Below are 21101 nucleotides of genomic sequence, written 5' to 3'. Positions count from 1 at the left end.
TCAACTAGTGGTTGAAGCTCGTCAATGTATCGTCAATGCGACTATACTGTCAATTCGTATACAGTTATATACGGATACACAGACAGCGGGAGAATGCGGATTAATTGACGAACCCAAGACCTGACACTAGGATTCCTGTTCAAATGCCTAAACCTAAGAGCCGACCCCCGAGAGGTAAGAACGGCGAGTTGCTAAAGCTGCGCGAGGCAGCTTTGGAACTTCGGATAAGCTTTCCCACGATCAAGCAGTGGATTTATAAGCGCAAAATTCGGAGTGTTAAGACGGCCGGGGGCCACCACCGCATTCCGCAAAGTGAGGTTGACCGCTTCCTGTTTCGGACCAGAGCGACAACGCAACCAGAACGAGACCGTCTTGTTCGGAGTGTGAGTGGAAGAAACCAGCTAGTAGGTCGAATCCACGGGGTCCGCATCAGCGGATTGCTGGCGGAGGTAACACTATCTATCGGCGATCAGCAAATCACCTCGATTATCACCGCAAGCTCGGCCCGCGAAATGAATCTGAAGCCTGGGCAGACCGCCGCAGCTCTCATCAAGGCGACCGAAGTCATGATTCTCCGGGTGTGACCTGAAGCAAGGTTGCCACCGCCACTTGACAATTCAAGAGTACTTAACCAGCTTCACTTGTTGTTGGACGATGTTTCTGAGCAATAGCCTGCGGGCGATCCCTTGAACATCGCTTCCGGCGGATAGAGCCATGATGTGCAGCAGCACGAGCAAGCGCCCAACAGCCGAGGGTAGGCAGCTTGCGGAGGCTGGTGCTTAATGAATTGGTTAGATGGTGAGCGCGGAAGGAATCGAACCTTCAACCTACTGATTAAGAGTCAGTTGCTCTGCCAATTGAGCTACGCGCCCTTCAAGGATTTACAACGATACCAGCAGGGACTGTAGTAGAAACTGTAGTAGCTTGCTCCCCTAAGTATAACAGGGACACCCACTCTGGACAGCCGATAGAGTTGTGATATCCCTGAGGCGCTATAAACCCTTTCCGAGGTTCAAGCCGAACTGCCTCATCGAATAGAAGCAAATTGACGCTATGCCTTGTGACGACGTCCCTCCGCTGCCCCAACAGAAGGAGCACAAGCGTGTCACGAAACTATTACCGTTGGCTCTCTTATAGAAACAACTGACCTCGCGGCAGGTCCCGGAGTCCGTAGACGAGAACACTTGTCTTAAGTTTCATTGCGCCACACAAAAAATCAGCGTTCGATTGCTGCATTGAATTAACGAAAATGGAACACGTCCCAACAGTGAGCATGCGCATACCACATATGTGCGTCACAACAACCATCGGATCACGCCCGTTAGCGACTCTGATTAATCCGGAAAGTCATTGTTGGGACAAGATATAGTGCCGCATCTTGCACTCCTTTAATGGTTTGGAATCAGAGTTGCTGGCCAGAGTAACTGGTTATGGCTTCCCCTGCCGAGCCCCCCGCCGTGGCCGCCGGCCCCCAGTAGTCCCCTGGAGACAGTCGCAATGAATAGCCAGCGTGAGGACCTCCTCTATATCTTGCAAAGCAGTTTGGCCCGGCAAGTCACCCCCCGCGGAGTTTGAGTTCCTAACACATTATGGGAACACGTCACCGGGGCAATACGCAACTGCGTAAGGTGTGGGTGCGCGACGCATGGAGGCTTTGCATGGCGACGGTATTTTGTTTTGCCGAGAAACGACATCGGGTATCCCAACTTTCCGGCATTTTGCGGACAGCTCATCACCAGGTGACTTCCTGCTACTCCATACGTGAAGCCATCAAGCAGCTGGGTCACACCCAATTCGACATTGTCGTTACTGACTACCACAACAAACGCAAATATGGATTGCGAGTACTCCGAGCCGCGAAGGAGGGCCGCAATGTGCCGGTGGTGGTCATTTCGCGGAAATTGGCAGAGGCATTCCAGGCTGGCGATCCTTACGCCGACTTGTACTTGGACGAGCCGGTAAGCCCCGAAGAGCTAGCCACTCTGGTGGAAGCACTTGCTACGGCGGATAAGTCATTGCCGATTAGCGCAAATCTTGAAATCACATCACTCCACAGCGCTGTTGCAGCTGCCAGCGCAGGTTGAGTGCGAGAGAACACAAACGGACGAGGAGGTCACATGTGTGCTGTCTGTAAGTCTACATTTTGGATGGTGCTTCTCTCTTGCATTGCACAAAGCCAAAATTTCCAAATAATGCCAACGCGCGATTTGAGAGCGCTGAAAATCCTGAGTCTGGCAGTAAAGGCCGCTGGAGGGGAAGCTCCTATTGCTGCAATTCACGATTATAGCGCGACGGGGACAATAACCTACTCTCGCAATCGAGACAGTAGCGGAAGTGTAAGGGTCCTTGGTAGCACCTCGGGACAGTTAAGGCTTGATACAACACTTCCCATGGGCGAACAGTCCGTCGCAATGAATCAGGGCGAAATCATGCTACGTGGCGAGGATGGCGGAGCAATACATGGTCAAGGGCAAGCTCCCATGAATCCGGCCCGGCTCGTCCTCCCCTACCTCCAATTGAGACCTGCGCTAAGCAGCCCGATCTATCAGCTTGCATATCTGGGTGCAGTAAAAGCAGGTAATCGTTTCGCCCACCATGTTCAGCTTCAGCGTTCTCTGCCCGGGTCACATTATTCGACGGGCCGAGTTGCAGAATACCAAACCATTAGTTTCTTCATCGACGCGATTACCTTTCAAGTGCTCACTATGGAGGATTTCCTTCCCAAACATCTGGTCCGCCGAGTTCACTATGCAGACTACAGGTGGAGCAACGGCCTTCTGGTCCCGTTCACGATCGCCGAGGAGGTGGGGGGACAACCAACATGGTCGATCCAATTAAATGGAATCGCCTTCAATTCTAACTTGCAAGAGGGTGATTTTACGTTCTAACAATTTCAGTCCGAGTACCGCAATCGAACTAAGGTAACAACTGACCAACTGAGGAGAAAACCGTGAGAAACGAAGGTTGGATCACCACCGCTCACATGACCTGCAATGGCAGTTCCAGCATCCGTGAGTATTGCCGCAGCGTTGCTGTGTTCTTATGCGTTGCTTGTTGTTTTCTGATCGGAACTGGAACAGTGGTTATTTCGGCCCAGGATGACTATCTCCGGGATATCGGGATACCCAGGTTTAGCCTACAACTTCCGGTTGAACAGGGATACATCAACGCGGGAAATGGAGATCTCCATTTGGAAATCCCTCTTGGTACTTTTCCGCAACGAGGCGGCCATCCCGTAACAGTCGCTATTATGTATGACAGTGCGATTTGGGCTCCTATCAACAATACTACTTGGACTCCGAACAGCATCCGAGGCTCGGACATTCTTCGTGGAGGATGGCGGGTCGTCACCTCCGGGGATCCCGGAACTGTCGACTACGATACCGTTGACCGTTATGTTTGTAACATAGATCTTGCGCCAGGCGTGCAGGATTTCAAAAATTGGACCTGGACAAGCACCCAGGGTACAACGCATCGCTTTGCGATCGTCACGAGTCGTGGCTATAAGAATGCGTGCGGTGACTACACTGCTCAGAGCCATTTAGTCGGCAACGCTATGGCAAGAGATGCTTCTGGATACTTTATGTCTGTTAGCAACGCTCAGGCAGCGATTGTGTACTCCCCAGACGGCACCAAAATCGACACCGACAGCTTGGCGACACAAAGCCCGAAAGATACGAACGGAAATTACTTCACAACGAATCTGTACGCTTCCGACAGGATAGCCACAGACTCTTTGGGAAGAACGCTAGTCACGGTCGCTCAAAGCGGCAACACCCTCACATATAGTGTCTTGAACGAACAAAATGGGACGACTCCCTATGTGGTTACCACGAAAACCATCAACTACTCGTCGAATTTCCGCTCAGCTGGATCAACTCTGGCCGACCTCGCGTCAAGCATGGTAGTGGTTCAGTCCATTCAGCTGCCGGATGGCACCAGATATTCATTTTCGTACGACGAGGGAACCACGGCTGGACATTACGGTCAGTTGACTTCGATGACGCTGCCCACCGGCAGCCAGATCACTTATACATATGCTAATTTCTCGGACGCATCGTATTCTCCGTTTCATCACGTAACCCGCGGAATCAGCACTCGCACTACTCCTGGTGGGACGTGGCGCTACACACCCCAGGTCATTACTTTCTGCACGTCAACAAGTGGCCTTTGCCGACAAAAGCTCACGATTGTTAAACCGAGCGGTGATAACACCGTTTACACCTTCGATATAGCGGGTGGGGTGTGGCCCGTTCAAGCGGATTATTACAGTGGGGCTATCTCTCCAGGCAACTTACTTGCAACGATTATCCAGACATTTGACTATTCTCAACCGGGAGGAGCGAATGTTACCAAACAGCGAGCGACAATTACTTTGCCTACACTAGGTGGAGGAACCGTCAGCCAGACGACGAATTATAGTTGGGATACCACGAGTTTTTCAAATTTGACACTGATGAAAGAGTGGAACTTCTATAGCGGAAGCCTGCCAGCAACCGCAGATCGAACTACAACTATCGCGTATCTTAGCGATTCCAATCCGAATTACCTTAACTCACATATCCTTGATCGTCCCACTACGGTGACGGTCACCGACAAGAATGGAGCTATCGTGTCGCAGACTCTCAGCTGCTACGATTACGCTGGATCCTGCGGCGGCTCGTCATTCGTTGCAGTCACGGGAAGATCGCATCACGACGACAATTATGGACCTAGCCTTACTGTGCGAGGAGATCTCACTCAGGTCAAACGCTTAGTCAGCGGCGCTTCAAGTTATCTGACTACAACAATGACATATGACACAATCGGGCAAGTCATAACTTCTACCGACTCACATCTTAATCAGACAGCATACAGCTACGCTGACAGTTTCTTCAACGATATTGGAGATGGAGCACCTCCAAGTCCGTACGCTCCGCCGGCGCCGACCAACGCATATCTGACGAGCGTTACTCATGGAGGGTTGACGTCGAATTTCGGATATTACTGGGGAACTGGTCAGCGCGCCTTGTCTAAAGACGCCAATGCCCAGCCGACGTATTATCATTTTTATGATTCCATGAATCGTCCGACCAGTACTAAGTTTCCAGACGGCGGTTGGACTTATATAACTTATCCCAACGGGTCACAGACTCAGACTGACACCTACTTGGGAATTACAAGCACGAGCTTTTCAGGATGTACGAGTTGCCGCCATGACCAGCAACTACTCGATGGCCTGGGGCGTTTGAGCAGCAAGCTGCTTGTCAGCGACCCTGAGGGTGGGACGACAGTCGCAACGTCATATGATTCCAATGGTCGAGTTTCCACAGTCAGCAATCCATACCGAAGCACTTCTGAGGGTACGTACGGCTGGAATGCATTTTTGTACGACGGCCTGGACAGAAAGACGCGAATTACCCACACCGACGGCGATACCGTCAGATTTTCTTATGGAGCCGCGGTCGGTCCTGGTGGCGGGGCGAGTTCGCAACTATGTTCCAGTACCTATGGCTTGGGATACCCTATTCTAAGGGTGGACGAGGTTGGAAATAAGAGCCAGACCTGGACAGACGGCTTTGGGAGAATCATAGAGGTCGATGAGCCCGATGCGACTGGTGTCCTCTCGCTTGCGACCTGCTACGCGTATGACCTCAATAACAATCTAACTGGGGTCGCTCAGGGAAGCCAAAGTCGTAGTTTCGCATTTGACAAGCTTTCGCGTCTAACATCATCTAGCTTGCCGGAAACTGGCACGACCAATCTTTTTTACACGGCTGCGGACGGGACCACCCTTTGCAGTGGCGATCCGGAAGATGTTTGTCGGCGTACAGACGCTAGAGGCATCACCACTACGTATTCGTATGATGCCTTGAACAGGCTGATATCCAAGACATACTCGGATGCGACTCCGCCCGTAACGTATTACTATGATCAAACTAGCTATAACGGTCTGACAATCACAAATCCTCTGGGTCGACGCACAGGAATGACTGACAGTAGTGGAGCCACTGCATGGAGCTATGATTCCTTGGGAAGAGTGCTGTCCCTTAGACGGAAAATCAACGGTATTTCCAATACTGCAAACTATCAATATAATTTGGATGGTTCAATAGCTGATCTAACCTACTTCAGCGGCACGCATCTTGCCTACACTTATAGTAACGCCCAGAGACAATTGTCCGCGATCGATCCGTATCCAATTAACTTTGCCAAAGCGGCTCATTATTCTCCCTGGGGAGCTCTGACAGACGTGGCTTTCGGAGCCTACAATACCGGTTTTCAGGGTACGATACTCTCGAACAGTTACAATAATCGACTGCAGCCGACACTGATATCCGCAGCAAGCCCGACACTGACCGTATTTAGCCTCAGCTATAGCTTTAACCAGGGAACGGTGCAATCACCCCTGAATAACGGCAATGTGGTTACTATTCAGAACAACCGGGATGGCAACCGAACGCAGGCGTTCGCGTATGATCCAATGGGCCGCATTATTTCGGCCCAGACGCCAAATTCTACTCTTTGGGGGAATACGTACGTAATTGACCGTTGGGGAAACCTTACCAACAAGAATGCAATTTCAGGTAAAGTAGCGGGAGAGAACCTTCAAGAGGTTGTAAATGCGAAGAATCAATTTACTGACAGAACGTATGATGCTGCAGGAAACATGACAAATGATGGAAATGGGAACACATTTAGCTACGATGCTGAGAATCGGCTAACAAGCAGTTCGGGTGGAAGCAGTGTGGCGTATCTGTATAACGGAGACGGCAACCGCGTACAAAAATACATCAGCCCGAGCAATGGTACCCTCTATTGGCAAGGAATTGAAGGCGAGACGATAAACGAGAGCAACCTAACAGCATCCGTATGGAAGCGTTTTGTCTTTTTTAGTGGCAAGCGCATAGCGCGCCGCGATTCAGATACAGCGAAGGTTTACTACTTCTTCTCAGACCATCTGGGTTCGATTGGCGTCGTGACGGACGACCTTGGTCAGACGATTCTGAACGAATCCGACTACTATCCCTATGGAGGAGAACGCCTGATCAGCAACACTGTTCCCGACCAACATTACAAATTTACCGGCAAAGAACGGGATTCAGAAACTGGCAACGATTATTTCGGAGCAAGATATTACAACTCGAATATGGGGCGGTTTCTTTCTGCCGATCCGGTGATGATCATGCGGCAGAAGATGCTCGATCCGCAGCAGTGGAATATGTACTCGTATGCGAGAAACAATCCGCTGGGTTTTAAAGATGAAAACGGAAAATGGCCGACGTCCATCCATAACCAGATCATCGACCATGCCTTTCCGGGTCTATCCGTAGCGCAGAGGAATGAGCTAAAGCGGACAAGCGCATGGGTGGATCGTGTGGCGGGTCAAACGAAGGCGCACAATCACGAGCACGCGATGAAGTCGCCCGGCGAGAATCCAGCCGCATCGAATCGTGCGATTGACCAAAACATTCAGAATCACGAGCAAGCGGCGCAGCGTGCCCAAGGCGGCACACCGGAGCATGCGGCCCAGATCAACAATGCTGCTCTTGGCGAGTTCGGGCAGGCTTTGCATACGGTGGAAGACAGAACTTCGTCAGCTCACACTGATGCAAACGGCAATCCCCGCGACTGGAATGGCATTCCGGGAACGCTAAGCGGATATGAAGCGGTGAAGCAGCACGAAGCCGAAGAATCAACTATCAGTCCTGAGCAGATGAACAACTCCGTGCAGGCTGCACGCGATGCCTTCGGTCAGACGTTTGGCCAAAAAGCCGAGCAAGAAGCGCAGACGCCGCCACCACCACCGCCGCCACGGAAGAAGGAGCCGCCGGAATGAAGAGACGCCTACTACTTGCGCTCGTCCTAGGAATCGCTATGTCAGGCCTGATAGGACTAGCCAGCCACTTACCCTACAGCGAGACGCGAGATGCAATTACCGATGTGTTAACGCTGCCGGGTGGCTTCATAGCTAGTCTGGTGTACCCGGAGGGCGTTCACACAGGCCATGGTGCGCCGAACTGGGGAATACTGACGATGGTCTCAAATGTGATCGTGTACGTCCTCTTCTGGTATGCGTGTCTAAGGATCATCGGGCGCATTCGAGGGCGTCGGCCCGACCAGACGCCCGTGCCGAAGGCGACTTAGGACACTACCCAAGGTTTTGTTCTATAATCCGAAATTGGGGCGAAGACCTCTTGGCAGGAGCCGACTTCTTGGTCCAGTTCGAACCTGTCGAGATTCTGGCCAGGACCGACAAAGCGGTTGCAAAACATAGGGGCACAGGCTAAAGCAGCATTACCGCAGAACTTTGCATATTGACCTGCAATAGTTCCTAGAGGAGAATGCGTTCTCTGACCGGCGTCTGCCCTCCGGTGTGAGGGCAAAGCCGCATGCAAGGAGCTTGTTTGATGCGACTGTTGCTTGCGACCTTTGTTTGTGGCGTAGCAGCGAGTGTTGTCGGACAGTGCCCAGTTGAACCTCTGCAGGCATCATTGAATCCTAGCGGGAAGCTCGTCATTCGCTATCTCAATTCTGACATCCGTTTGGTGCGAGCAGTCCAATTCATTGTAGCGAGACAGCAAGTTGGCCAGGCCCGGCAATTAATTGTTTCGGAATATAGCCTCAAAGCTAACCTTCGCCCTAAACACGACGGGATGGCCATGTTCGAGCTAGGAGAGAGGAATCTAGACCGCAGTGAGTGGGCCGCATTAGCAGAGCCTTTGGAGGTAGAAGTGACGCGAGTGTCATTTGCTGGCCTGTACACTTGGATGGCACCTCGCAACAATCCGTGTCGGATTTCCCTTTCTCGGCGCTGATGCAGGGCAGATGTTAGTCCGACGTTCTCGTTCCGGAGAACTGGTGTGAGACAGGAAGTCAAAGGTCGGCTTCAACGATCGGTTGCTAATCTGCTTGCGCCCGCCACACTGGTCGCGCTTTCTTTTGTTGTGTACGCGTGCGGTGGAGGTGGCGGATCGTCCAATCCAACGCCGCCAGCAGTGCCATCGTTCTCTATTACGATATTGCCGTCTAGTCCTGCGGTCGCCCCGGGTACAACTGCCCTAGTCCAGGTATCCGTTACTCCTCAGAACGGCTTTCATGGAGCGGTTTCAATAACACTTTCCGGGCTGCCGTCAGGCCTGAGCGCAGATCCGTTATCTTTCTCAGTCCAAAACTCTCCCCAAACAGTGACTCTGACGGCGTCTAATTCGCTCGCGAGTGGCAATTATTCTTTCATGCTGAAGGGTGCGAGTGGGACCTTAAGTGAATCAGCAACAGTAAGTGTCGGAGTCGGCGCATTGCCGAATTTCGCGCTCATCCAGCCTGCCGTGCTCGAAGTTGTTACGAGAATTGGGTCCAGCGTGCCGGTCCAGTTTCAGACACAAGGCCCGTCAAATTATCTGCTGAATTTCTCCGTGGAAGGTTTGCCATCTGGCGTTACTGCGAATTTTTCTCCCAATCCAATCGTTCCTGGCGGCTCGACAACACTGCACCTGATGGCCTCCCCCTACAATCAATGGATTCAAAACCTACCAATTAACGTCGTAGCCACTCCTGCAGCGTCCGCTCCGTCGGGAAATGTGGTCATGGCTCTAGAAGTTGCGCCACCCCCAGGGACTCTGCCAAATAATCGCAGCGATTACCTAAGAACGGATGATACGCCACAGTCAATTGTCTACGATGCCGCCCATCAATTGATTTTTTCGAGTGATTTTTTCTTGAATCGTGTCGATGTCGTCTCCAGATCAACTCGGCAGATCATGAAGAGCATCCCTGTCATGAGCCCGCGTGGGTTAGCACTGACTAATGATGGAAGCAAACTGCTGGTCGGCAGTGATGCACAACAAATCACTGCCATAAATCCAACCACCTTGCAGGTTGTACAGCGTTGGAAATTGCCCCGCCTGTCGGGAGCCGGTTACGGTTCTAGGGAACTGTACCCTATGTCAGATGGCACGATCGTTATCCATTTGATCGGATTGAATGGCGGTCAGTGGAGGCTTGCGATTTGGGATCCCGGGAAGAACACGATAGCGGCAATAGCCCCGCCACCTGGCATTGACCCCTGCTTTGCTGGGGCAAGTGCTAACGGCACGAAGATAGTCATTGCAGACTGTGGCGGACCTGCTAAGGCAGCCGTTTATGATTTTGCTAAGCGAACATTTGGGCCTGCGGTTAGCTTTCCTGGTTTCATCTATGGAGTAGCAGCTAATCCAGATGGTTCCCGCTTCTTGATCTTGGACGACGGATTGGGCCTGGCCATGTACAACGATCAACTTCAACCGTTAACTCTAGTCCCGGCTGCCGGATTTATCAGCGGATTCATCTTCAGCCCGGACGGTACCCGTATATATGCAGTTGGCGTGTTTGGAGTGCCCATCATCGTCGTCTCCGATGGGAACACCGGGGGCTTTATCAACGCGGCACCGGCCCTCGGTACGATTCCCCCTAGAACACAAATCTCTCCCTCGCCATTTGTGGAAACCCCCTTTGCAGTAGACTCTTCCGGCCTGATTTTCGGTTCTGCGGATCATGGGATTGCTTTTGATGATTCGACTTACTCAATCAAGTATCTCCTCGGTTTCAACGCGACCCCCTCATTCGACCAGACTGTGACTCCCGACTACGGCCGAGTAAACGCGTCAACACGAGTAAGTTTTCCTGTGGGGCAAGGTTTTGGCTTCATTCCGGATGTGTGGTTTGGAGCGGTTGCGTGGCACTCAAGCTGCGCTGAATAAAATTGGTGTTTTGACCGTAACGGCTCCGCCTGCGGCGAGCCCTGGGCCGGTGAACGTCAAGGTCATTCAGCCCGATGGGACGCCAATTTTCAATCCGCTGGCGTTCAGCTACGGCCCCACTCTGATGTTCCTAAATGGCGATACTGCAGCTCCGGGTGGCGGCGGAGTATCTGACATTGTCGGAATCGGATTACCAACTGATCCCAGCCAAATCCAGGTCACAGTTGGGGGAAAAGTCGCCAGCATTGTGAGTGCCAACGTTGCTAACTTTTACGGCGTGACGTTTCCATTTTCTTACCCGTTTCCAGCCGTTGATGTGAAAGTCACTCTTCCCCCGGGAACTGGAGATGATGATATTCAGGTCAGGACGGCAGCTGGCTCGGCTACAATGTCGAAAGCCATTCACCACTTTCAAAATGTGACTGACTACCCTTCATCCGATTCGTTCCAGGCGATTCTTTTGGATCACAAGCGCAACCAGCTTTATCTTTCGGCAGGTGACCACATTGACGTGTTCTCCCTTACCGCGAGACAGTTTCTCTCTCCCATAACCCCACCTGCCGTCAATGGTCTGAAATCCTTCCAGGGTATGGCGCTGACACCCGACGGCGCGGAGTTGCTGGTGACGAATTTCCCTGATGGCTCGCTAGCATTGATTAATCCGGATCAGCCCAGTTCAGCGAGGGCGGTACAGCTGATCGCACCTGGATCGTTCGGAAACCCAGGGCCGGAGCGGGTGGCGACCACGAATACGGGTAAGGCTTTTGTCGAGTCAAAGTCGTTCAGCGAGTCAGGATGCGGCGGCACCGTTTACGAAGTGGATGTGTCAACCTTGCAGGTGACAGCGCTGAATTATCTTGCAAACGGATTTTGTATTCAGCCCGAGGGCTTCCCCATAGCTGCGTCGGCCGATGGCTCAAAGGTTCTGGTAAGTACAAAGGCGAGTGCTCCCCAGGAGATCGCGATCTACGATGCGGCAACAAAGGCTTGGGTGACGAATAGTGCTGTTCTATCAAATTTCGGCAGTAACGCGGCAGTGTCTATAGATGGCGCAGCCTTCGCCACAGGAAGCAGTATCGTCGATTCTACAACTGACCTCTTAGGCTCTTTGGCCTGGCAAGATGTCTTTGAATCAAATGTCGGCTCTTCACTGCCTTTGGAAAAAGTTCCTGACGGAGGCAGCCTAGTTTATGTTCCGTATCCTCGGTGGGTGGATATTTTTGACGTAAGACATGGAGCGTTGATCCATCGCCTCACCCTTACGGAGCAGCTGCGGCAGGTCACAGATTCCATGGCGGTCGATTCGTATGGCACAAACATTTATCTGATTACTAATCGTGGGCTGACGATTGTGCAGCTTAGCAGTGCTCCTCTCGCGATTGGAAACGTTACGCCCGCTGCAGGTCCTGTCGGCACAAACGTCAGAATCCACGGCAGCGGTTTTCAGCCGATGACCACGGTCACCCTCAACGGAGTACCTGTCACAGCCACGTTCGTAGACAGTAACACCTTGCAGATGATCATTCCCAGTACTCGCGGGTCGGTCAGAATCACCGTAACCAACCCGGCAGGCGAGTCTTATGCGCTAGATGACGCCTTTACGGCTCAATAATAAGCCGCGAGGTGGACGTGGGTTTTGCCCACTGTCTGGCCCGTTGACCAAAATTGAGGTGAATTAGCCGGAGGGTAGACTTGGGGCAACCTGCCGGTAAGTACGCTTCACCTGCTATTACTAAAAAGGGCACTCCCTGTCGGAGCTCACGGGAAATAAATTCTGTATTCACCCGCTCCGCACAAATAAAAAAGTGTTGTCGCGACTTCCTTGCTCCCTCGGAGACTGCAGAAGTCTCGAGATCTGCGGATCGGATGCGTCGGGCGGCACAAGTCGTGGAGTGTTCAATCTCTCTAGCCGTGCCACTGCTTGCTCCATTGCTTCTGTCGTCGGATGCACATAGCGCTGGCTGACTGTAACGCTGCTGTGGCCGGCAAGTTTCATGATCGTGAAGACATCAACGCCCGCCAGTCCAAGCCGAGTCAGATATGCTGATTGGGCTTGTCAATGTTGCAAACTCGTTCAGAGACGCAGGAAAGTGGGCCCGGTTTAAGAAATTTGTTGCCAACTTCAACATCAGTGTTGTGCATTCCGTACGCAAGGAGCGTGGTCTGCGAGTGAAAGGGGGCAGAGATGAAATCATCGACTAAGATAAATGGAGGGGAGACTCGTAAAACTGAGTTTAACGCCGTAGTGAATGGCGATCCGCTTCTGAGTATCTGTGACGCAGCCGTGACACTCGGAGTCTCACCGTGGACGATCCGGCAGTGGCTCACGCAACGGAAGCTGAAGCGCACGAAGGTCGGCGCACGAACTTTAATACGCGCAAGCCAACTAAAGCGAATTATCAGAGAAGAATAACGCCTGTGGAAGACGGTCATGAAAAACCGCATAAGCCTCCAATTTTACGCAGTGTTCATGCGCGTTCCCGAGAGGGGGGATCTCCTACGAACGCCAATAGCGACCGAAAGTAGCGCTAATCCCTAGTTGCCGCAGCCACATGGCTAAAGAGTGACCGAATGCGCAGCATCTCAGCGGCAAAGAGCTGTATCAGTGTGGAACAGAGCGCCGCGCGTTTCGTGACTTTCCTGTACGTATCTGCAGATATGCGCAGCTCGCATTGTCATCTGCGTCCGAATGGACGTCGCTCCATCGAAGGGCGAGAGCCTCGCCGATACGCTCCAAGGTGGGCGAGTTCTTAGCAAAAGCTGACTGCTGGATCATCGCCCACGCGAAGGCGAAGGGCGGAACGGTCGTGACGCGAGAGTCGAAGGTAGATAAAACCTCGCAGACTCCCAAGGTGCCCAACGTGTGCGAGAAGTTCGACGTGCCTTTTATTGAGACGAAGGAGCTGCTCAAGCTCCTGAAATTCAAACTCTGATTGCGCCTAGCGATGAGCCCAATCGCTCGGCCGCTCAGATGCCGAGAGAGGCACGATCGTGGTCCGCCGGGACCCGTACCAGTGCCAGAGTGGCGGCTAACTACGGCGGGGCTCTGTGCTGTTCAGGTTCCGATCGTCGTCGTAATGCGTCCACTTGTGGACCCATATTGGTTTATCCTCTTGCTGCTCTTTGCAAATGCCGATCGTCTGCTCGTGGCTATTGTTGTCCGATGGGTCAGCCCGAAATCTCTGGATGAGTCGCGCCCCTGCGCTGCACAACGCCGAAACGCATTGTCGCGAAGGGCTTGGCCGGTTAAGAACGCTCCAGCCGACCTGAACCGCTCTCAGCAAAAAAGACGCGTAGAATAGATTTCTAGCCGACTCTGCCGACTCCGGTTCTCGGAGAAGAGGTAACCCATGGCAAAGACGAAAGCGTCTTCATCACCGAGGCAGCAGCATCCACGCTATACCCATCCCGACCCTTACCTGTCTATGTGGCAGTCGGCTGCGGCTGTTGTTCACAGGGCGAACATCCGTACCGGGATGTTGCATATGAAGGAGTCGGCAGCCAACACTGCCGATCTAATGGCCCCTGTTCACGCCGTCGCGACCGCGATTCAACAGGGCGAACGCGTGCCGGAGGACATTCGTGCCGTTGAGGGCTTCACGCTTGAATCGATAGGCGTGGTTAAAGATTGCGCCAAACTGGCCGCTCAGTTCTTGTGGGCTGAGATGAGACGCGATCACGACCGTTCGCAACGACTTGCGGACGAGCTAACGAAGGCGGTTTGCGATGTAGGGGGCTGGTCAACGTGCCTAGCCACCTATCTTGCTTTCAAAGCATCAGGCGGCAACCTTCCTTATCGCGACCATCTGAATCCAGTTTTTGATCTTCCAGCGGCTCCTCGCATAGCGATTATCGGCGACTGGGGAGTCGGGGATAACGCAGCGGCGAATGTGTTGCGGGAAGTCAAAAAGCAGAGCCCGAATGTTCTGATTCATCTCGGAGACATCTACTACTCAGGCACTCATGACGAGTCCGCGCACAATTTCTTGGACATATGTCGGCTTGTGCTCGGGCCGACCCTCCCGGTGTACACCCTCTGCGGAAACCACGACATGTATTCGGGCGGCAATGGCTATTACTGGCTCTTGGATCAGTTGGGACAACAGGCCAGCTACTTCACTCTAAAAAATCAACAGTGGCAAGTCATCGCAATGGACACGGGCCATAACGACTGCAATCCCCTGACGGTGGCGACCAACATGACATCAGTGAACGCGAATGAAGTGAATTGGGTCAAATCGCAGATAACGAAATCTGCGGCCTCGCGCACAATTCTACTTTCGCATCACCAGTTGTTCTCCCCTTTTGGCTCTGTGGGCACAGTCGGTAACGTTAAGTATGCCTACAATCCCAGCCTCTTCGACCATTTCAAAGATGTGCTTGATCGCTTGGAGTGGTGGTTCTGGGGGCACGAGCACACGCTTGCCGTCTACGAGCCCTATATCGGTCTGCGTCGTGGCCGTTGCGTCGGTGCATCTGCTGTGCCAGTTTTTGGCGATCAGCAGTCATACACTCCGGCGGCCGATCTGGAGACGCCTGACGGTAAGCTGCCGGATTGGAATCGAAAAGCGGAGTTGCCTGTGAATGCGGACAGCGTGTATGACCACACGTTCGCAATTCTCGATCTTGGCAACAGTCCTGCATCCGTTGAATATTTCAACGTGCCAGTGGATGGGACTGCTGTGTCATTGCTCAAGGAAACAGCCGACGGAAAGTAAGAAAAATAGCGCTCATGCCTAGTGGGGCATGGAATCCATGCAGGAAGCTACATGCTTCCCCGCATGACCGCGAAAGCTCGATCAGCACGTGGCTCAGTGGTGCGGGGACTCCTGTCATTGCCGGGCCTGCTGCCGGGTTTTCCCAGAGTCTACAAGCCTTTGCGCCATGTCCATGAACTCAGAATACAAAACCTCGCCATTGGTGTTTTTGCGAAGTTCATTGTCCCACAACGGAGTGAGTCCGAACTGACATTGGTTCCAAGGCTGCTCTTTGTCTGTCGGAACGAGAGGCCATTATTCAAAAAAGGCGCAGAAACTGATTTCTCTGTCTGTCACATCGGAGAAACCTGACCCCGGAGCAGCGGCAGGCCATCGGCGCGCGACTGGCGGCTTCCAGATCGGATGCCTCCGTTGCACTAGCCGCGTAAAATGCCCCGTCGCGGAGAAAACCTATGGGTGGGAGCGCCTACAAACGCGGGCGCTCGTGACGGCGGCTTCATTGCCCGGTAGATTGAGACTGCCGATCCACATTCCAGACATTTCTGTCAGCACCGAGCTGCGGGTGGGGATCACACCAAACACAGTTCGGTATAATCGCGCTAGTCTCCGGGAATGATTCTTATGCGATTAGCTGTTACCGGCACTGTGAACGCCGCTATCTTCGACAGTTACCTGCTGCAATGTCAGCCCTGCATTCAGGGCACGGATGGGGAACTCGTGCTGGACTTGTCCAGCGCAGATTGGGGCTATCCCTCAGGACTTGTGCCTTTGGCCAGCTTGATGAGGGCTCTGTCTGGGCAAGGCGTGACCGTAAGAGTAGATAGCTACCCGGACAAGTCAGTGTGCTCGTACTACTGCCGGATGGGTTTCTTCAACTTGATCGGTGCCAATTCTCCCTGTAGGCAGGTGCGTGGAGGCACCGGCGAGGGCAGGTTTATTGAGATTACCGAACTGAGGCACCCGCAGATCGAAGCCGAGAAGCGAACGAAGCTGGTTGGGCTTCTCCGACGTTTGCCAGAAGGGGTGAATGCCACAGGAGTCTCTCGCAGCAGTTTCATTGACGCTTGCGGAGAATTAGTGTCGAACACGCGCCATGCCTACGAAGCAAGGATTGATAACACTATCGGCACTCGGCCTCCCGCCTTGCTGCAGGCCCAATTCTATCCGAAGAGGGGCCTGGTTGAGTTCTGCGTCTCAGACTGTGGTTTGGGCATCAAACGTTCAATGGAAGGCGAGCATGGCGCGCAGCCATTCACATCGCATTTGGATGCGATAGACGCCGCTCTTGCTTTTAGAAACAAGAACCCGATGGGCGGTGGAGAGGGGATCGGGCTCTCCGCTCTGCATAGTTACATCAAGAAGAATGGTGGAACTCTGAGAATTCGCTCGGGAGATGCATTGAAGGTGCAACAGGGCGACCGCCGAACGACATCTACTCAGCAGTTGCCCGGATGGGACGGTACTATCGTAACCTTAGAGATACGCGTTGAAAAAGCTGCCGATTTGAGTAGAATAGTAAAAAGGTTGGCAAAGTGACAATCAAAATAAAGGCGTTTGGGACTGTACTGATAACTCGGCAGGACGCTAAGGATATCCTGCAAGCTATTGGTGTGCCTAAGGATACGCCAGTTCTCAATTTCGCAGGAGTAAGCGTTGCCAACCATGCGTTTGCGGATGAACTCGGGAAGGGTCTCGCCAGCAACTTTGATATTTCTAAGATCAAATTGACGGGGGCGAACCTGTACGTGAAGAACTCCGTCGAAGCTGGTTTTTCGACGGCCGCAGGCCACTGATCCAGCTTGTTCGCACACCGTCCCACTTTTGCACAATCCCACTGGATGTAGATTCAGCGTCCCGATTGTGCTATGGCGCGGGATAGGAGGAAAGCCATGTATTCCGTCTACGTCAATTTCATTCACGACAAGGCCATAGTCCATCGCGGGGCGTGCGCCTGGGCTAACAATGGCGAAGGAATCCACCCGAATGCCAGCCGGGATACTGATGGCTGGATGACAGCGTTGCCAACCAGAGATGACGCGCTGCTTGCTGCCTACATGACTGAACGGGGCAGCATCCGGTGCTGTGAGAAGTGCAATCCGTAGACATTCCTCGCTCCACGAATCCATGGGTTTAAATGACTCCTGGGAGACGAGAGATCGATGATCCTAATCTTTCTCATGCGGTCTCCTCTTAAATGGAACAACAAAGAGCCAACGCAGCAGCGCAAGAACGCAGGATTGGCCGCTAACGAATTCCGGATAGCAAGTTGCTGGCACTTGTATTCAGTGCACGCGCGATCTTCACGATGTTAATAAGGCTGACATTGCGTTCCCCGCGCTCGATCCCTCCGATGTAGGTCCAGTGCAGATTGGCCCTTTCCGCTAGTCCTTCCTGAGAAAGACGAAGTGCAAGCCGTCTTTTTCTTACTGTCATCCCGAGCTGGGCGCGAGGGTCACTCTCCACGTCCCCGATACTCAGTCTGCGATGACGATGGGTCTATAGACGATAAGTATTGTTCAGACTATCATGTTCGAAGTAACTGCTCGCGCATAACTAGCAAATGTAGCGGTGTTGCTTAATGTTTGTTAAGAATTTGTTACCTTGCAAACGTCTGTGCGTTCAAAACGGATGAGTTAAAAGGGGGAACAAAATATGAGGCTAGTCATAGCCGTCTTGATGCTGATCGGTCTCGCCATTTCTGCTAAAGTGCCCGACTTACCGCAGGGCGCAAGCCTATATCTGCAAAATCAAAGCAAATCAGACGAAGCTGGAAGATTTGAGTTCTTGCTGCGAAACGCACTGACCAAAGCAGACGGTGACTCCGCAAAAAAGAGTCGTTGGGGAGCCAAGCATTACTTTCGCAGCGGATTGAATATTGTCCCCCAAAAAGAGAAGGCCCAATACGTGCTCTCGTTTTACGTGATTCACCGTGAGCACACGGCGCAAACGCTGGGAGATGCCGTACTACAAAATACAAACGGCGATCAACTCTGGTCTGCAGAGTATCACTGCGGCGAACTGGACACGGTAGCGATGTGCGTCGGATGGCTGAGCGACGACGTAAAGGGCGCTCAGGTAAATCCGGAAGGCAAGCGTGCCGGGTTATTGGGCTGGAAGCTGAAGTAAACTCCAGCGGGTCATTTTTATCAGGCTATGGAAAATAAATTCCACACTCACCGGTTTCGCACAAATGAAAAAGTGTTGTTGCGAGTGCCTTCAAAAGGTAGCGCGCCCGGATTCTGTGCCTCCGGAATAAGAACGCACTTGCGCATTGATGAGGTGTATCCGCTGCAATATCAAAACCTCAAAAATGTGATGTCGAAGATCGCCCGAAACTCTCGAAGCTAATTCGAGCAGCGAACGGACGGCACGCGCTACTCCACTCCTGGATGAATCATTTTTCGCAGGTCGTGCGGCCTCTGCAGAAAAACATTTCATGCAATACCTCTCATTTCGTGGCTTGTATGTGGGTTGGGAATTCAGTAGTCGAATTTAATGCTGTTCGCGATTTTTATTCCCGTCTTCGCGCTTGCCGCATTGCCGGCTGCGAAAATCAGCATGAAGAGCAGTGACCCTCTGGAATTGTGAAGGGGCTTCGGATCCGCCACCGCCTCAAATTCCTTACGAAGCCGGGCCATGAAGAAACCAATAATCTCGCGATGATCCACTGACTTGTGATCCTCCTCGACATGCGTTTCACTCAACAATGACCGAAACTTCCAGCTCGAATAGAAGAATTTCTCCCAATCCGCTGTACCAAAAACCTTCGTCAAGCGTTCCGGCAGGGCCCCTTGCGGCTTGCGATTCCGCATCAGCATCCGGTTCACCGCTGAATACGGGAACAGTATCCAAAGATCCACAGCGCGAGTCGTTGCTAGGGCCGAGATGACCTTCCATTCCACGGACGCGCCGAACGGATCGAGGAAAACAACCGCCCGCTCGCGTTGGGTATTTAAATTTGAGCACCATTTCAGAAGTGCATTATTGGCATCTTCGTTGATGACATCAACCTTCTTCTGCTGAAACTCTGCTGCGACAGCTTCCAGCTTTTTGCACTTCTTCGCGCTCTTTTCGATAAACACATATTTGTCGAAAGGAGGCTCGACCTCAAGCGCTCGTCGCACGCTTCCCTTTCTGAACTTCTCTTCCGCTTTCTCAAGTTCGGGGAAAAAGGTAGCAAATCCGCCGAGCGCAGGTCGCCTGATCACGCCGGTACCGGCGAAAGCGTCAACGTAACAGGTTGTATAGAACTGAGCCTTGGCGTTTTTTGTGAAGATATTCGTGTAGGCGGAGAGATACCTGCTCAGCACTTCCAGCTTTTGCTGGGTCCATGGGCCGCCAAAAATGGTTTGTTGGGTCAGAGTCCTGACTTTCTCAGAAAGCCCGTCTCGTCAATGCCACTGTAGCACCGCTTCGGATTCAAAGCGCCCACTTAATTAGGCGAATAAAAGGCGAATATAGGTATAATGCTCCCAATAACCGCTGCAGAGTCTCCTTTACTGACACCAAGGATCCCGTGTGACATTGAGATACAAGCGGGATCGTTTTACGAAGCCGTTGCGTTGCCATTGCAAGTTCCGGGCGGGCAAGATGACTCCGAAGTGGGCCCTATGACTGAGTTGTCATCGCTACCTATCGTGCCCCAGTGGAGCATTCGCATCAGGCGTAATCAGGTCACACGATGGGCCGAAGGCAAGCGCGATGGTCCGGCGGGAGTCATAACGAGGCAACGGATTATGAGCCTTCTCAATAAGCAGGTTTGATGACACAGCCCTTTACTTAACGCCGAGCATTGGTAGTATGAAAGGCAGCCAGGATGAGCGAACATTCAAAGATCGAGTGGACAGATGCAACCTGGAACCCTCTCAGGGGATGTACGAAGATCAGTCCCGGCTGCAAACATTGCTACGCTGAAACCTTCGCAGAGCGTTTCCGGGGGGTCAAAGGGCACCCGTACGAGCAGGGTTTCGACCTCCGCCTCGTCCCGGAAAAACTTGCTGAGCCTTTTCGCTGGTCCGGGCCTCGAACTGTTTTCGTTAACAGCATGAGTGATCTCTTCCAGCCCGGCGTTCCGGACGCCTACATCGAGGATGTCGTTCAGGTTATGGTCGAGGCCGATTGGCATACCTACCAAGTGCTGACCAAGCGCTCAGAGCGCCTGCGAGACCTGCTTTCAACTAAGCTCCGCTTTGCAGCCAAGCAAAGACACATATGGTGGGGTGTCAGCGTTGAGGATAAAAAATATGGCATACCGCGAGTTGAGCACCTCCGTACTGCTACCGCGAGCGTGAAATTCCTATCTATTGAACCGCTCCTCGAAGACTTAGGGGATTTCAATCTGTCCGGTATCGATTGGGCCATCATCGGTGGAGAAAGCGGCAATGGAGCACGACCGATGGAACCGCAGTGGGTAGACAAAATTCTAAGTCTTTGCCGTGGCCAAGATGTAGATTTCTTCTTTAAGCAATGGGACGGCGTTGCATAAATCCGTTGCCGGGCGCAAACTTCACGGGCGAACCTACGATGAAATGCCCAAACGTGCTGTAGTCATTATGCCCGACAAGAAGGAACGCCTTTTAATGGCGAAACCCTTCGAAGCCAAAGTCCCACTATGGAAGTCGCCCTCTAAAAGCAGCCATTCAAGCCGCCCCAAATCCGAACCGCG

General features: G+C 52.6%; 17 protein-coding genes and 1 tRNA gene. 15 read left to right on the top strand and 3 right to left on the bottom strand.

The annotated features are described in order from the left end of the window. Nucleotides 1-143 precede the first annotated feature (143 nt). Nucleotides 144-584 (top strand): TOBE domain-containing protein, encoded by a 441-nt coding sequence (locus tag VFA76_16735; protein ID HZR33492.1) that lies wholly within the window; start codon nt 144-146, stop codon nt 582-584. 212 nt (nt 585-796) lie between these two features. On the opposite strand, the gene VFA76_16730 is transcribed toward VFA76_16735, so the two are convergent. After that, nucleotides 797-872: transfer RNA gene (locus VFA76_16730), tRNA-Lys, on the bottom strand. A 786-nt stretch (nt 873-1658) separates the two neighbouring features. Here VFA76_16730 and VFA76_16725 point away from each other — a divergent pair. The 12 genes from VFA76_16725 (at nt 1659) to VFA76_16670 (ending at nt 17538) form a co-directional block, all read left to right on the top strand. Then, complete coding sequence (locus VFA76_16725; protein ID HZR33491.1) at nt 1659-2084, top strand: response regulator; 426 nt, start codon at nt 1659-1661, stop codon at nt 2082-2084. Nucleotides 2085-2390: 306 nt separating this feature from the next. Beyond that, nucleotides 2391-2888, top strand: a complete 498-nt coding sequence (locus VFA76_16720; GenBank protein ID HZR33490.1) for a hypothetical protein — start codon at nt 2391-2393, stop codon at nt 2886-2888. A gap of 62 nt (nt 2889-2950) precedes the next feature. Then, a complete protein-coding gene (locus tag VFA76_16715; protein HZR33489.1) occupies nt 2951-7819 on the top strand; it encodes an RHS repeat-associated core domain-containing protein in 4869 nt (1622 codons plus the stop codon). Next, entirely contained in the window at nt 7816-8127 is a 312-nt protein-coding gene (locus VFA76_16710) for a hypothetical protein (GenBank protein ID HZR33488.1), read from the top strand. The genes VFA76_16715 and VFA76_16710 overlap by 4 nt, the downstream gene beginning before the upstream one ends. A 1088-nt stretch (nt 8128-9215) precedes the next feature. Continuing rightward, nucleotides 9216-10718 carry a hypothetical protein gene (locus VFA76_16705; protein HZR33487.1) on the top strand — a complete coding sequence of 501 codons (1503 nt, stop codon included), beginning with the start codon at nt 9216-9218 and terminating at the stop codon, nt 10716-10718. Continuing rightward, nucleotides 10681-12330, top strand: a complete 1650-nt coding sequence (locus VFA76_16700) for an IPT/TIG domain-containing protein (GenBank protein ID HZR33486.1) — start codon at nt 10681-10683, stop codon at nt 12328-12330. The genes VFA76_16705 and VFA76_16700 overlap by 38 nt, the downstream gene beginning before the upstream one ends. 573 nt (nt 12331-12903) lie before the next feature. Further along, the gene (locus tag VFA76_16695; GenBank protein HZR33485.1) at nt 12904-13131 is read left to right on the top strand and encodes a helix-turn-helix domain-containing protein; all 228 of its coding nucleotides are present in this window, start codon (nt 12904-12906) and stop codon (nt 13129-13131) included. A gap of 259 nt (nt 13132-13390) precedes the next feature. Next, entirely contained in the window at nt 13391-13651 is a 261-nt protein-coding gene (locus tag VFA76_16690; GenBank protein ID HZR33484.1) for a DUF4411 family protein, read from the top strand. 417 nt (nt 13652-14068) lie between these two features. Further along, the gene (locus tag VFA76_16685) at nt 14069-15436 is read left to right on the top strand and encodes a metallophosphoesterase (GenBank protein ID HZR33483.1); all 1368 of its coding nucleotides are present in this window, start codon (nt 14069-14071) and stop codon (nt 15434-15436) included. Between the two features lie 621 nt (nt 15437-16057). Continuing rightward, nucleotides 16058-16972 (top strand): hypothetical protein, encoded by a 915-nt coding sequence (locus tag VFA76_16680; GenBank protein ID HZR33482.1) that lies wholly within the window; start codon nt 16058-16060, stop codon nt 16970-16972. Beyond that, the gene (locus VFA76_16675; GenBank protein HZR33481.1) at nt 16969-17229 is read left to right on the top strand and encodes a hypothetical protein; all 261 of its coding nucleotides are present in this window, start codon (nt 16969-16971) and stop codon (nt 17227-17229) included. The genes VFA76_16680 and VFA76_16675 overlap by 4 nt, the downstream gene beginning before the upstream one ends. A 96-nt stretch (nt 17230-17325) precedes the next feature. After that, a complete protein-coding gene (locus VFA76_16670; protein HZR33480.1) occupies nt 17326-17538 on the top strand; it encodes a hypothetical protein in 213 nt (70 codons plus the stop codon). A gap of 142 nt (nt 17539-17680) precedes the next feature. Here the strand turns inward: VFA76_16670 and VFA76_16665 are convergent, their stop codons facing one another. Continuing rightward, nucleotides 17681-17869, bottom strand: a complete 189-nt coding sequence (locus VFA76_16665) for a helix-turn-helix transcriptional regulator (GenBank protein HZR33479.1) — start codon at nt 17867-17869, stop codon at nt 17681-17683. 219 nt (nt 17870-18088) lie between these two features. On the opposite strand from VFA76_16665, the gene VFA76_16660 reads away from it, so the two are divergent. Beyond that, nucleotides 18089-18562 carry a hypothetical protein gene (locus tag VFA76_16660; GenBank protein HZR33478.1) on the top strand — a complete coding sequence of 158 codons (474 nt, stop codon included), beginning with the start codon at nt 18089-18091 and terminating at the stop codon, nt 18560-18562. A 353-nt stretch (nt 18563-18915) separates the two neighbouring features. Here VFA76_16660 and tcmP read toward each other — a convergent pair whose 3' ends face one another. After that, nucleotides 18916-19782, bottom strand: a complete 867-nt coding sequence (gene tcmP / locus VFA76_16655; GenBank protein HZR33477.1) for a three-Cys-motif partner protein TcmP — start codon at nt 19780-19782, stop codon at nt 18916-18918. Nucleotides 19783-20252: 470 nt separating this feature from the next. Between tcmP and VFA76_16650 the strand changes: the two genes are divergently transcribed. Beyond that, nucleotides 20253-20921, top strand: coding sequence for a phage Gp37/Gp68 family protein (locus VFA76_16650; GenBank protein ID HZR33476.1), 669 nt, complete (start codon nt 20253-20255; stop codon nt 20919-20921). Nucleotides 20922-21101: the final 180 nt, after the last annotated feature.

It is taken from the genome of Terriglobales bacterium (assembly GCA_035651655.1).
Lineage (GTDB): Bacteria > Acidobacteriota > Terriglobia > Terriglobales > Acidobacteriaceae > DASRFG01.
The sequence above is the reverse complement of the archived record's forward strand: the minus strand, read 5'-3'. Positions and strand labels throughout refer to the sequence as shown.